The following is a 12,927-nucleotide window of genomic DNA, read 5'->3' as shown; positions in this document are numbered from 1 at the left end:
CCGATTCCGCTACGCTGCCCCCTTGACACCCGGCCATCACCGTGCCGAGGCCCCTCATCCGTCTGACGAGTAAGGACGCCCGTGGCCAACGTCGACAGCATCGCCGTAGCGCCCGCCGAACCGGATCCGACGCCCCGGAGCGGGCAGGCACCCCGACCGTCCCGCGCTCGGGGGCTGTCCCGGGTAGGCGCGCTGGTGGCCCACGCCCCGGCGGTGCTCACCGATGGCGCCGTGATCGCGTTCGCCCTCTTCACAGTGCTCTACCACCTGGCCTTCCTGGGGGACCTGCGTCCGTCGGTGATCTTCCGGATCTGGCTGGTGGCCTGTGTGGTGCTCGCGGTGGTGGCCGTGCTGCGCGCCCGCCGCCGCGCCGGCGCCCGGACCGACAGCGCCCCGACCGACAGCGCCCCGGCGGTTCCGGAGGAGCCTGACGGTGCGCGGCCCGCCACCGACCGTCGCCTGCTGATCGGCGTTCTGGTCGCCGCCGTGGTGGCCGCCGTCTCCGCCGGTGCGGCCGGTACCAGCATCGACCTCACCTGGTGGATTCCGGCCGTCGCCGGCCTGCTCGCGGCCGTCGGCGGGCTCCTGCTGGTACGCCAGGCGTGGCTGCGCGGCCCGGTGCCCGCCCCGGCCGCCCCGGCGCCCACCGCGTCGCAGTCGGCGTACGCGCTGGTCGTCTCGGTACTGGTCGGCATCTCCTCGTTCTTCATGGCCCGCAACACCCCCGACGACGTCTACTACGTCGGCAAGTCGGTGTGGATCGCCGAGCGTGACCTGATCCCGCTCAACGACTTCCTCTTCTCCGAGAACGTGCTGCCGGCCATGGGCTCGCAGCCGCCCATCCCATCGATCGAGGTCTTCGACGGCGCGTTCGCCAACGTCGTCGGCATCCACGCCAGTTCGGCCCTCTGGTACGTGCTGCTGCCGATCATGGCGGTGCTCGCCGCGCTGGCGCTGTGGCGGTTGACGCACCGGTGGGCCCCGCGCCGTGTGCTGCTCGCCTTCACCGTGGCGATCGCGTACCTGTACCTCGTCGCCGGTGACGATGCCGCACTGGGCACGTTCCACCTGCTCCGGCTGCACGAGGGCAAGGGCATGTTCGTCTCGGCGGTCATTCCGCTGATGTGGCTCTACCTGACCGAGTGGTTCGACACCCGGTCGCGGCGCAGCCTGGTGCTCATCGTGGCGCTCTCGATCACCGCGATCGGGCTCACCAACACCGCGGCGATCATCCTGCCGATGCTCGTCGGCGCCGCCGGCTTCGCCATGCTGCTGGTCGGCCGCTGGAAGGCGGCCGTCGTGGCGGCGGTCGCCGCCCTCGCGTACCCGATCGGCTCGCTGGTGGTCTCCCGCCTGGTGCTCGGCGGGATGACCGCGACCGGCGCGGACGACGCCTTCTTCGACGCGGCGTACACCTACCGGCGGACCCTGCTGTTCGGCGTGGTCGGGGTCATCAGCGGTCTCGCGCTGTGGTGCGGCGCGTTGCTCGCCCGCCGCCGTACGCCCGCGCTGCTCGCCGCCGGCGCCGCCCTGGCGTTGAGCGTGTTGTTCGTGCCCGGCGTGCTGGAGGTGCTCAGCGCGTTGAGCGGCATCTCGGTGGTGTTGTGGCGGGTGCCGTGGCTGCTCGCCCTGCCGACGCTGATCGGTCTGCTCTGCACCGTGCGTGTGCCGGCACCGAGCCGGGCGCTGCGCCGGGCCGCGTCCGGTGGGATCGCGGTGTTGCTGGTCGCGTCGTTCGCGCTGTTCGCCACCCCGATGTGGTCGTCGAAGAGCTGGGTCGAGGTGCACCCCCGCCCCACCTGGAAGCTCCCGCAGCAGCGTCAGGCGATCGCGTTCTGGATCAAGGGTCTGGACCGCCCGGAGGGTCTGCTGCTCGCCCCGAAGACGATCATGCGTACGACGCCGATCGTCACCAGCGAGGTCCGGGTCGTCCTGCCCCGTGACTTCTACCTCGTCGAATACGACCTCAACTCCCAGTTCGCCAAGGACCGACTGTTGCTGTCCGAGTTCGCCGACGGCACCGCCAGCCCGACGCCGGCCGAGCTGACGCCGGCCCTGGACCGCCTGGACGTGGGCACCATCTGCGTCTACAACGGCAACCGGTACGCCCGCGACACCGCGTCGAAGCTGGGCTACCAGGAGTTCGCCAAGCGCCCGAGCCCCGGCGGGATGACCTGCTTCCGGCGGGCCGGCTGACCGCTGCGCCCACCCCACGCGCCCGACCCCGTGCGGGGGTCGGGCGCGTCCCGGGCCGGAATTTTGCCCGAAATGGTGCCGGATACCCGAGCGACACCGAGCTGTCCGCTCGCGTTAAGGTCGCAGTCACACGCAGCGGGCCGCGACTGAGCCACTGCGCGACGGGGGAGTGACGTCGGTCCATCACGGGCACCGCCCGCAACGAAATCTCGTAGGGAGCGAACTCGCTTGTTCGGCACGTTGACAGGACGCCTCGGAGTGGCCGCCCAGAGTGCGCTACTGGTACTGGCCTACCTGGTCATGCTCGTCGCTGGCGTATTCGGTTGGGTCGGCCTGTTCGCCGTCGCCGGGTTGGCCGCCATCATCGGCGAGTTCGCCGTCGCCCGCTGGTCACCGCCGTCGCAGCTGCTGTTGGAGAAGGTGGGCCTGCACTGGTCGTACCGGCAGTTGACGCGGGACCTCGCCGCCGTGCTGCTGGTCGCCGCCGAGGTGCGGCTCAGCGGCGGCGAACTGACCCTGCTGCTCGTACTGCCGGCCGCGGTGTGGGTCGTGTCGGTCTTCGCCGGCGCGTTCTCCACCATGATCGAGCGTCGTAACCCGATCTCCGCCATGGTGCGCAACATCGAGCTGGGTCCACTGTCCAGCGCGCCCACGCCGCCCGCCTGGGCGGCGGCGGTCGCCGGTGACCGGATGCCCCTGCTCAACCTGCTGCTGGTGCCGGCCGGTGTGGCCGCCGCGGTGCAACACGACCCGACGCCGTTCTTCGTGGCCGGTGCGGTGGCGGTCGTGGCGACCGGTCTGGTGGGCGCCATCATCGCGCTGACCTGGCTGCGGGGTCGGGGCGCGGGACAGGGTCCGCTGCTGCCGGCGGTCCAGCGGTGGCTGGACAACTACCGGCCGGAGGTGGCGCTCTACTTCGCCGGCCCGGCCAAGGACGTCTACCAGGCCAACATGTGGCTCGCCCCGACCGAGGCGCTCCAGCAGCGCGCGGTGGTGCTGATGCGCAGCCGGGAGGCGTTCCTGGAGCTGGCCGACACCCGGCTGCCGGTGATCTGCGTACCGGCCGGTGTCGACTTCATGAACCTCGACCTCGGCGGCGTCCGCGCGGCGCTCTACGCCGCCAACGTCGGCGCGAACATCCACATGCTCCGCGAGCCGGGTACGAAGCACGTCTTCGTCGGGCACGGCGACAGCGACAAGCAGGCCAGCGTCAACCCCTACAGCAAGGTGTACGACGAGGTCTGGGTCGCCGGCCTCGCCGGTCGGGAGCGTTACGCGCGAGCCGGTGTGGGGGTCCTCGACTCGGACATCGTCGAGATCGGCCGGCCGCAGCTCGCCGGGGTGCACACCTTCGGCGCCGAGTCGGTGGACCGGCCGTTCACGGTGCTCTACGCGCCCACCTGGGAGGGTTGGCTCGACGACGACCCGTACCACACCTCGCTGGTGCTGATGGGTGAGCGGATCGTCAAGGGGCTGCTGGCCACGAACCCACGGCTGCGCCTGATCTACAAGCCGCACCCGCTCACCGGGTCGCGGTCCAAGGCGGCGAGGGCGGTGCACGAGCGGATCGTCGCCGCGATCCGCACTGCCGGGGGCGACGCCGACGCGTCCTCGTTGGACGGCACCGCGCACCTGGTGGTCACCGGCCGCACGCCGGCGCTGTTCGACTGCTTCAACCAGACCGACCTGCTGATCAGCGACGTGTCCAGTGTGGTGTCTGACTTCGTGCAGAGCCAGCGGCCGTACGTGGTGGCCAACCCGGCCGGCCTCTCGGAGGACGACTTCCGCCGCGAGTACCCGACGGCTCGGGCCGCGTACCTGCTCTCCAAGGACTGCGGTGAGCTGGAGAAGATCGTGACGGTCACCCGGGCCGGCGACGACCCGATGACCGAGGCCCGCCGGGAGCTGAAGACCTACCTGCTCGGCCCCGCCGAGGCGAACCCGATGGACCGTTTCCAGCAGGAGATCGACCGGCTCTGTCACTGAGCTGTTGTCAGTACGGCAGCGCGCCCGGCCCGACACCGTCGGGCCGGGCGCGTTCGCGTCAGCGTGGGTTCGCGTCGGCGTGGGTGCGGGTCGGCGTGCGTGCGGGTTAGCCCACGTTCGGGTCAGCCCAGCAGGGCGGCCACCGCGTCGGGGACCGGAAGGTCCACCGGCAGCGCCCGCGCCGCCACCACCGCGGTGACCGGCAGCGAGCCGTACACGTGCGGGAACAGCTGACCGCCGCGCGACGGCTCCCACCGCAGCGCGTCGCCCAGTCGCTCCTCCTCGACGCTGAGCAGGGTCAACCCGGTGGCACCGGCGAAGTGTCGCCGTGCCGTCTCCACCACCTGGTCGCCGGCGGAGAGGTGGATGAAACCGTCCTGCCGGTCCACGGCGGAGCCGGCGAAGGCGCCGACGGCGAGAGCGTCGTCCCACTCCGCGCTCGACAGCAGTTTGTAGATCACCACAGCAGCGTACGGGGCGACCGTCGGCGCGCTCGCCCGGTTTTCGCCGGTACCGCCGCGCCCGCCGCCTCCCGCCGGGCATGCTCAGGTCAGAGGCCGCGGAGGGATGGGCGATGCAGAGCTACGACGATGACTGGACCGACAGCCAGCGGGCACTGTACGACGAGTGCTACCGGGCCGGCGGCGAGTGGGCCGAGGACCCGGACACTCCGTCCGACGACGTACAGCACGTGATCAACCTGGCCGAGGCGGACGACGACGCCTTCGACGATGCCGAGATCGACTACCCGCCGCTGGTCGACGCTGTCACCCAGGCCAGCGGGGTCACCGTCACCAGCGTGCCGGCCAGCCACGAGGACCCCGGTTTCCGCGGATTCACCGACGGCGTCCGGGACGCCACCGCCGAGGACGTCTTCGGCCTTTAGGGCGTGGGTCGCCGCCCGGCGCGGGCGGGCGGCCTCCCGGTCCGCGCGCGCTTCTGCCACCATTCGCAGAACAAGCGCTGCGACGGACGGGGGCACGGGTGCGAATCCTGCTGGTGGAGGACGACCGCCGGGTGGCCGCTGCGCTGTCCTCCGCCCTCACCCGCCGGGGGTACGAGGTCGAGCACGCGGCCACCGTCGCCGCCGCGCTCTCCGCCGCCCCGTGCGACCTGGTGCTGCTCGACCTGACCCTGCCCGACGGGGACGGCACCGACCTGTGCCGGGAGCTGCGTCGGCGCAGCAGTCAACTCGGCATCATCGCGGTGACCGCCCGGGGTGAGGAACGGGACCGGGTGCTGGGTCTGCGCCTCGGCGCGGACGACTACGTGGTCAAGCCGTTCTCGATGGTGGAGTTGCAGGCCCGGATCGAGGCGGTGCTGCGCCGCGCCGCGAACGCCGCCCCCGAGCGGCACCTCATCGAGGCCGGTCCGGTACGCATCGACGTGGCCGCGCGGACGGTCACCGTCGACGGGCGGGTCGTCACGTTGACCCGCAAGGAGTTCGACGTGCTGCTCTCGCTGGCCCGCCAACCCGGGGTGGCGGTGCCCCGCGACCGGATCCTGCTCGACGCCTGGGGCACCACCTGGGCCGACCGGCACACCGTCGAGGTGCACGTCGGGTCGCTGCGCGGCAAGCTCGGCGACGCCCGCCTGGTGGAGACCGTGCGCGGCGTCGGTTACCGGCTGCGCGACGCGTGAGGAGCTGACGTGCGTCGCCGCCTGGTGATCAGCTATCTGCTGCTGATGGTCCTCGTCCTCATCGCGTTGGAGACCCCGCTGGCCGCCACCATGGCCAGCCGGGAGACCGAACGGGTCCGTGCCGACCGGCTCGCCGACGCCACCCGGTTCGCCTCGCTGGCCGGGCCGGCGTTGCGCGACGGCGGGCCCGGCCCGATCGAGTCGGAGCTGACCAGCTACGACGACCTGTACTCGATCAGCGCGGCGATCGTCGACCGGGACCGGAACACCCCGGTCTCGTCGCCCCGGTGGCAGCCCACCCCGGGCACCGCCACGGTCCTGGACGTCGCGCTGTCCGGGCAGCAGACCAGCGCCCCCGAGTCGGTCTGGCCCTGGACGACCGACCCGGTGGTGGTGGCGGTACCGATCAACGACGGCGGTGAGGTGCTCGGCGCGGTGGTGATCGTGACCCCGGCCGACCCGATCCGCCGAGCTGTCGTCGCGTGGTGGCTGCTGCTCGCGCTGGCCGGCCTGCTCGCCGTGCTGGCCTGTGTGCTCACCGCGTTCGGGCTGGCCGGTTGGGTGCTGCGCCCGGTCACCGAACTGGACGCGGTCACGCACGAGATCGCCGAAGGCGACCGGGGCGCCCGGGTGCAGCACCGGCTGGGGCCGCCGGAGCTGCGCCGCCTCGCAGCCAGCTTCAACCACATGGCCGACGTGGTCTCCGACGTGATGGACCGGCAGCGCGCCTTCGTCGCGCACGCCAGCCACCAACTGCGCAACCCGCTCACCGCGCTGCGGCTACGGGTGGAGGAGCTGGGGCCCAGCCTCACCGACGAGGACGGTCGGTCCGAGCACCGGCTGGCCCTGGAGGAGACCGACCGGCTCGCGTTGGTGCTCGACGCGCTGCTCACCCTCGCCAGGGCCGAACGGGAGGAGAACGAGCGCGTCACCGTGGACGCCGCCGCGGTGGCCGCCTCCCGGGTGGCCGCGTGGGCGCCGCTGGCCCGGCACCGGTCGGTCGCGTTGCGGCTGGCCACCACCGACGCCCCGGCGTACGCCCAGACCGTGCCGACCGCCGTCGACCAGGCGTTGGACGCGCTCATCGACAACGCGGTGAAGTTCAGCGGGGCGGGTGGGGCGGTGACGGTGACGGTGGCCCGCCGCGACGGCGGGGTGGCGCTGGAGGTTCGCGACTCCGGCCCCGGCATGACCGAGAGTCAGCTCGGCCAGGCGACCGAGCGGTTCTGGCGGGCCCCGGACGCGCAGAACGTGGACGGCGCAGGGCTGGGCCTGACCATCGCGGCAGTGCTGGTCGACGCTTCCGACGGGCGGCTCACCATGCGCCCGGGGGAGTCGCGGGGGCTGGTCGCCGCCCTGTGGTTCCCGGCGCCGGTCCTCAGCGTGGAGCCGGCGGAGGAGGAACCGGCGCAGGAGGAACCGGCCACCGACCTGCGGCCCAGCCCGGCGCGCTGAGCCCGGCCGTCACGGTTTGGTGGCGCGGTACCACGCGGCGGCGCCCGGGTGCAGCGGCAGCGGCGCGGTGACGATCGCCGAGCGGGGGCTCATCCGTCCCGCCGCCGGATGCGCGGCGGCCAGCTCGGCGCGGCGGTCCATCAGCAGCCGGGTCACCTCACGGACCAACGGTTCCGGCAGCCCGGCCCGGACGATCAGGTAGTTCGGGTTGGCGACAGTGGTCACCGCGTCCACCCCGTACACCGAGCGGGGGATGTCCCGGGAGACGTAGACCTGGCCGTAGCGCGAGCGCAGCGGCTCGGTCCACTCGCTGAGGTCCACGATCCGGATGGCGCTGGCGTCGGCCAACTCCTCAATGCCCCGCACCGGCAGGCCTCCGGAGAAGAAGAACGCGTCGATCCGCCCGGAACGCAGCGCCTTCACCGAGTCGTCCAGACCGAGCCGCTCGCGGTGCACCTCGCCGCCACCGAGGCGGGCCACCTCCAACAGCCGGGTCGCGGTGATCTCGGTGCCCGAGCCGGGCGCGCCGACGGAGACGCGCCGGCCGCGCAGGTCGGCGACAGTGCGGACCGGGCCACCGCTCGTGGTGACCAGGTGCAGTTGGTCGTCGTACACCCGGGCGACGGCGGCGACCGCGGGGCTTCCCGTCGTGCTGGTGGGCAGCACGTCGGCCTGGGTGAAGCCCAGCTCGGCCCCGCCGGAGCCGACGAGCTGGACGTTCTCCGCCGAGGCGGCGGTGACCACCACGCTCGCCCGGACGTCGGGCAGTTCCCGGTTGAGGATGGCCGCCAGGGACTGCCCGAACGCGTAGTAGACAGCGGTGGGGCTGCCGGTGGCGATCCGGATCGACGTCGGCGGGGTCGGGGCGTCCCGGCAGCTGGCGACCGCGAGGTTCGCGATCAGCAGCACCGTCCACAGGGCGGCCAGGCCGGTGCGGCTGGACGAGGTACGACTCACGCGGTGCACTGTGCGCCGTCGTGCCGGTGCGCGCAAGCCCGGGTCGGGCGACGTCCGGACGCCGGCACCGATCAGCAGGCGGCGCGACCCGCCGGCGCACCGACAGCACGCGCCGGGTTCATCCCGCGTGCTGTCGCCGTCCCGGGTGCCGCCATCGGTGCGCGCGCCGGCTCCAACGCCGCGCTGCGCAGGATCCGCTGCCGGTCCGGGCCGTCGGCCACGCTGACCAGGAAGCAACCGGTGCCGGGGCGGAGCCGGGCCGGCACGTCGAGCACGGCCGCGCCCCGGATGAGCACCGCTGCCAACTCCCGGTCGGTGAGCCGGACACCGAGGATGTGCCGGCGGACGTGCCGCCCGGCGGCCAGCAGCGCCGAGCGCCAGGCCGCCTCCGCCAGCCGGGTCACCAACCGCCGCCGGGCCGGCGAGGCGCCGGGCAGCGGCCCGCCGAGCAGCTCGCGCCGCCCCTGCCACCAGCCCGCGTCCAACATCCGGGTGTACGCGCCCTGGTGCTCCCGGGGCACCCACAGCCGGTGCAACTCGTAGCGGCGCCGCAGGCCGCCGACGGCAACCTCGTGGGTGACCGGGATGTCCAGCCGGGCGAGCAGTTGCCGCATGCGCTGCGCGGCGTCCTCCCGATTGAACTCCACCCCGGGGGTGTGCTCGGCCCGTACCGCGCTCGGTCGGGCGGCGGTCGGCGGCGGTGTGCACCGTTGCAGGCAGGCGGCCTCGAACGCGTCGCCCAGTGTCAACCAACCCAGCGGGGCCGGGGACGTCGAGGGGTGGGGCCGGTCGAGCAGGGCGGGTTCGCGGGTCAACGGAGGCTCCCTTGTCGGAGTCTGGGTCGCCTTACCGTGGCCCCTGTCACGCCGTTACGGAACCGCTCCGGCCGAGCCTTGAGCAAATCTTGCGGCTGCCGTGCCCGCTACAGGTCGGTGACGACCACATCCACCTGCCGTACCCGGCCCGCGGCGGTGCCCTGCTCCAACACCGTGTGCTTCAACTCCCGCAGGGTGCCCACCAGCTCCGCCGCGGTACGCGGCCGGGCGCCGGCGACGAGGAGGTCGCGGACCAGCCGCCCCTTGGTGGCCTTGTTGAAGTGGCTGACCACCGAGCGGACCGGCACCCCGTCGACCTCCCGCTCGTGCAGAACCCGCACGGTGACGGTGCGCTCGGCCAGCTCTCCGCGCGGCGTCCAGGTGGCCGCGTACGCACCGGAGCGCAGGTCCAGCACCGGGCCCCGCCCGGCAGCCCCGTCCACCGCCGGCGTCAGCTCCCTGCGCCAGTACGCCGACAGCGCGCCGACCTCGGGCAGTCGGGCGCCGATCGGGCAGCGGTACGGCGGGATCCGGTCGGCCAGCCGTACCGCGCCCCACAGGCCGGAGCTGATCAGGATCGACCGGCGGGCCGCCCGTTGCGCCGCGGCCGGCAGGGAGGCCAGGTCCAGCGCCTCGTAGAGCACCCCGGTGTAGAGCCGCTCGGCCGGGGCGGTGGCCGCCTCTCGCAGTCGGGCGTTGCGCCGCAGTTCGCCGCGTTGACCCTCGCTGAGGCCGAGTGCCGACCGCGCCGCCTGCTCGTCCGGCCCGGCGCTCAGCGCCACCAGGGCGTCCAGCACCCGCACGCGGGCCGGGTTCAGCTCGGGCAGCGACAGCCGGTCCGGGGTCCAGCGCCGTCCGGTGCCGGCGTCGGCCTTCCCCTCCGAGGGCGGCAGCAGGATGAGCATGGGTCTCCTCGACGGGCGAAACGCGGCGCCCCACGCGCCGGCCCGGCCAGCGTACGACCAGCCCCTACCGCCAGGGCCGCACCGGGGTGTCGGGGTGGTACACGCGATAGCCGCCGACCTCCCGCACCGGCGTGGCGTCACCCCGGTCGGCGAGCAGCCTCCGCAACCGCCGGTCCATCGGCGAGCCGGCCTCCACCACGTAGCCCGGCCGCTCGGCTCGCCCCACCTGCCGCCAGTACGGCCGGTAGCGGTTCTGCCCGGGGGACAGGTCGGCGTCGAGCACCCCGCAGACCACCGACTCGTCCGTGTTGAAGATCAACCGGTTGCAGGTCCAGTAGTCCCCGTACACCTCGTGGGGCCCGTCGGCGCGCAGCGCGGCGGCCAACTCCCGGGCCTGGCGCTCCTCGGTCCGCGACGCCGCGGTGCCGGTGGCCGCGAAGAGCACGGTGATCACCAGCGTGGTCACTGTCAGCGCGGCCAACACGGCGGCGGACAGCGCGCCGGCGATCCGGCCCAGCACGCTGCTGGTGCCCCGCCAGGCGGTCAGCGCCGCCACCCAGAGCGGCCAGAGCACCGCCGGCAGCGACAGTTGCAGCACCGACAGGTAGCGGGCGTTGTCCAGTGGGCTGGTCGCGGCGAGCGGGCTGCGCACGTACGACAGCAGTGTCAACGCCGCTCCGGCGATCAGCGCGAGCTGCACGACCGGCCCGACCCGCTCTGCACGCAACCCTCCGGGCCTTTGCTCTGCACCCGCGGACGCGACACCGGCGCGTTCGACCCGCTCCCTACCCGGAGTTGCGGCCGCGCGACGGTACGCGAGCACCGCGAGTGCCGCGCCGGCCACCAGCAGCACCGGGTACAGCACGCCGAACCACTGTTGCCAGCGTCCGCAGCCGTCCACCGGGCAGAGCCCGTGCGCCAGCGGCACCCCCTCCAGCAGGCCACCCCGGATCCGGTCGGACCACGGTGGCTGCGGCCCGGTCTTGGTGCTGACCTCCCGGAACACCGACAACGAGTCCTCACCGGGCCCGGCCCGCAGGTTGTCGACGATCATCGGGGCCACCCCGACGACCGCCCCCGCCACCAGCAGCAGCCCGGACCAGCCGAGCAGCTCCCGCCGTACCGCCCAGAGCAGGGCCAGCCCGGCCACGGCGAGGTACGGCAGGATCAACCAGTCCGACCAGACCGACAGCCCGACGAGCAGCCCGAACAGCCCGATCGCGAGGCGTCGGCGGTGAACCGTGCCGACGGCCAGCCCCACGGTGATCAGCAGCATCAGCAGCACCGCCGGCTTCACCTCCGGCCGCCCACCGACGACGGTGAGCTGGTCGCGCACCACCCGTTCCGGCCCGAGCGCGAGCAGACCCACCACGAAGGCGGCGAACCACGGTGTGCAGAGCCGGCGGGTCAACCGGTGGATCAGATAGAGGAAGACCGCGTACAGCACGAGCATCGGCAGCCGCAGCACCGGCCAGCTCGGCCCGAACACCGCCACCAGGGGAGCGGCCAGGTACGACTCCAACACCCCCATGTAGTGCTGGCCGTAGAGGAAGATCGGGCGTTCCCGGCCTTGGGCGATGTGCAGCGCGGCGAGACCGAAGGTCGCCTCGTCGCTGTTCGACACCGGCACGGTGAAGAGCGTCAGAATCAGCCGGTAGACGACACCGGTGACCCCGAACAGCAGCGCGACGAGCGCCGGCCGGTCGAGTCGCGGACGCCATCGCCCGCGGTGCTGCTCTGGATGCGACACGACCAACGCCCCCGTCGTCGTCCCGACCGGAGTGTTTCACGTCCGGCCGGGCCGCCGAGGTGGATCGGCGCAGCCGGGGCTGGCGGGGCCGGTGCGGCCGGGGCTGGCGGGGCCGGTGCGGCCGGGGACGGCTCGCGTGGCCGTGACTGCCGACGTGTGGCAGGGTTGGCGCGTGCCACCCACTCCCGCCGGCCAGCTGGCCGTACCGAACCTGCACCGGGCCGCGCGGATCGAGGACGCCGTGCACCAGCTCGTCGAGCGTCGGCTGCGGCGCACCGGCTGGCGGATCAACATCGTCGCGTACACCGGTTACGGCGCGCCGGGGTGGGTGCGGGTGATGTGTCGGGTCCTGCTGGGCCGTCCGGACACCCGCCAGCGGGGTCGGCTGGACAAGGTCCGCGGCTGGCGCAGCTTCACCACACTGCCCGCCAAGCACGTCACGGTGACCATCGAGGCCGGCGGGGTGTGCCACGAGACGCGGGCCGACCGCAGCGGCTTCGTCGACACGCTTGTCGAGGCCGACCTGCCGCCCGGTTGGGGCACGGTCCGGCTCAGCGTCCCGGACGCCGAACCGGTCGACGCGCCGGTGCGCATCCTCGACCCGGACGTCAAGTTCGGCATCCTCTCCGACATCGACGACACGGTGATGGTGACCGCGCTGCCCCGACCGCTGCTCGCCGCCTGGAACACGTTCGTGCTCGACGAGCACGCGCGCAACGCCGTGCCCGGCATGGCGGTGCTCTACGAACGGCTGGTCACCGCGCATCCCGGCGCCCCGGTCTTCTACCTCTCCACCGGCGCGTGGAACGTGGCGCCCACGTTGACCCGCTTCCTGTCCCGACACCTCTACCCGGCCGGGCCGCTGCTGCTCACCGACTGGGGGCCGACCGCCGACCGCTGGTTCCGCAGCGGCATGGAACACAAGCGCAGCACCCTGGCCCGGCTGGCCAAGGAGTTCCCCGACGTGCGCTGGCTGCTCGTCGGCGACGACGGCCAGCACGATCAGGAGATCTACCGCGAGTTCGCCGCCGCCCACCCGGAGAACGTCGCCGGGGTGGCGATCCGCCGACTCTCCCCGACCCAGTCGGTGCTGGCCGGTAGCCTGCCCGCCCCGGCCGGCCGCCCCTCGTCGGGGCCGGTGGGGCAGAAGTGGCTCTCCGCCCCGGACGGCGCCGGCCTGTGGCAGTTGCTCCGCGACGCCGGCCTGGTCTGACCGGCGGGT

Annotated in this window: 11 protein-coding genes; 6 read left to right on the top strand and 5 right to left on the bottom strand. The window is 73.3% G+C overall.

From position 1 onward, the window contains the following. Window positions 1-81 precede the first annotated feature (81 nt). Window positions 82-2,196 (top strand): DUF6077 domain-containing protein, encoded by a 2,115-nt coding sequence (locus ACX27O_RS21710; RefSeq protein ID WP_458939978.1) that lies wholly within the window; start codon window positions 82-84, stop codon window positions 2,194-2,196. 228 nt (window positions 2,197-2,424) lie between these two features. Then, on the top strand, window positions 2,425-4,182 hold the full coding sequence (locus ACX27O_RS21705; protein ID WP_357638637.1) for a CDP-glycerol glycerophosphotransferase family protein: 1,758 nt from the start codon (window positions 2,425-2,427) through the stop codon (window positions 4,180-4,182). A gap of 122 nt (window positions 4,183-4,304) precedes the next feature. Here the strand turns inward: ACX27O_RS21705 and ACX27O_RS21700 are convergent, their stop codons facing one another. Further along, on the bottom strand, window positions 4,305-4,643 hold the full coding sequence (locus ACX27O_RS21700; RefSeq protein ID WP_030335806.1) for a DUF952 domain-containing protein: 339 nt from the start codon (window positions 4,641-4,643) through the stop codon (window positions 4,305-4,307). A gap of 113 nt (window positions 4,644-4,756) precedes the next feature. Between ACX27O_RS21700 and ACX27O_RS21695 the strand changes: the two genes are divergently transcribed. The 3 genes from ACX27O_RS21695 to ACX27O_RS21685 all read left to right on the top strand — a co-directional run bounded on the left by ACX27O_RS21695 (window position 4,757) and on the right by ACX27O_RS21685 (window position 7,278). Next, window positions 4,757-5,068 (top strand): hypothetical protein, encoded by a 312-nt coding sequence (locus ACX27O_RS21695; protein ID WP_030335804.1) that lies wholly within the window; start codon window positions 4,757-4,759, stop codon window positions 5,066-5,068. A 98-nt stretch (window positions 5,069-5,166) separates the two neighbouring features. Continuing rightward, window positions 5,167-5,823 carry a response regulator transcription factor gene (locus ACX27O_RS21690; protein WP_030335802.1) on the top strand — a complete coding sequence of 219 codons (657 nt, stop codon included), beginning with the start codon at window positions 5,167-5,169 and terminating at the stop codon, window positions 5,821-5,823. Window positions 5,824-5,832: 9 nt separating this feature from the next. Beyond that, window positions 5,833-7,278 carry a sensor histidine kinase gene (locus ACX27O_RS21685; protein WP_358130772.1) on the top strand — a complete coding sequence of 482 codons (1,446 nt, stop codon included), beginning with the start codon at window positions 5,833-5,835 and terminating at the stop codon, window positions 7,276-7,278. A 9-nt stretch (window positions 7,279-7,287) separates the two neighbouring features. On the opposite strand, the gene ACX27O_RS21680 is transcribed toward ACX27O_RS21685, so the two are convergent. From ACX27O_RS21680 to ACX27O_RS21665, 4 genes are all read right to left on the bottom strand, one after another. Beyond that, window positions 7,288-8,235, bottom strand: a complete 948-nt coding sequence (locus tag ACX27O_RS21680) for a TAXI family TRAP transporter solute-binding subunit (protein WP_387221899.1) — start codon at window positions 8,233-8,235, stop codon at window positions 7,288-7,290. A 71-nt stretch (window positions 8,236-8,306) separates the two neighbouring features. Then, window positions 8,307-9,050 carry a hypothetical protein gene (locus ACX27O_RS21675; protein WP_245233724.1) on the bottom strand — a complete coding sequence of 248 codons (744 nt, stop codon included), beginning with the start codon at window positions 9,048-9,050 and terminating at the stop codon, window positions 8,307-8,309. 107 nt (window positions 9,051-9,157) lie between these two features. Further along, the gene (yaaA, locus tag ACX27O_RS21670; protein ID WP_358137702.1) at window positions 9,158-9,955 is read right to left on the bottom strand and encodes a peroxide stress protein YaaA; all 798 of its coding nucleotides are present in this window, start codon (window positions 9,953-9,955) and stop codon (window positions 9,158-9,160) included. A 64-nt stretch (window positions 9,956-10,019) separates the two neighbouring features. Further along, the gene (locus ACX27O_RS21665) at window positions 10,020-11,705 is read right to left on the bottom strand and encodes an ArnT family glycosyltransferase (RefSeq protein WP_458939977.1); all 1,686 of its coding nucleotides are present in this window, start codon (window positions 11,703-11,705) and stop codon (window positions 10,020-10,022) included. A gap of 172 nt (window positions 11,706-11,877) precedes the next feature. Here ACX27O_RS21665 and ACX27O_RS21660 point away from each other — a divergent pair, with 172 nt between their 5' ends. Next, on the top strand, window positions 11,878-12,918 hold the full coding sequence (locus ACX27O_RS21660) for an App1 family protein (RefSeq protein WP_036412232.1): 1,041 nt from the start codon (window positions 11,878-11,880) through the stop codon (window positions 12,916-12,918). The last annotated feature ends 9 nt before the right edge of the window (window positions 12,919-12,927 follow it).

This window comes from Micromonospora sp. SD19 (genome assembly GCF_054462275.1).
The sequence above is the reverse complement of the archived record's forward strand: the minus strand, read 5'-3'. Positions and strand labels throughout refer to the sequence as shown.

What these genes read in the sequence shown, in the direction of transcription:
- ACX27O_RS21695 (WP_030335804.1), top strand. Translation starts at nt 4,757, where the DNA reads ATGCAGAGCTACGACGATGACTGGACCGACAGCCAGCGGGCACTGTAC.
- yaaA (WP_358137702.1), bottom strand. Translation starts at nt 9,955, where the DNA reads ATGCTCATCCTGCTGCCGCCCTCGGAGGGGAAGGCCGACGCCGGCACC.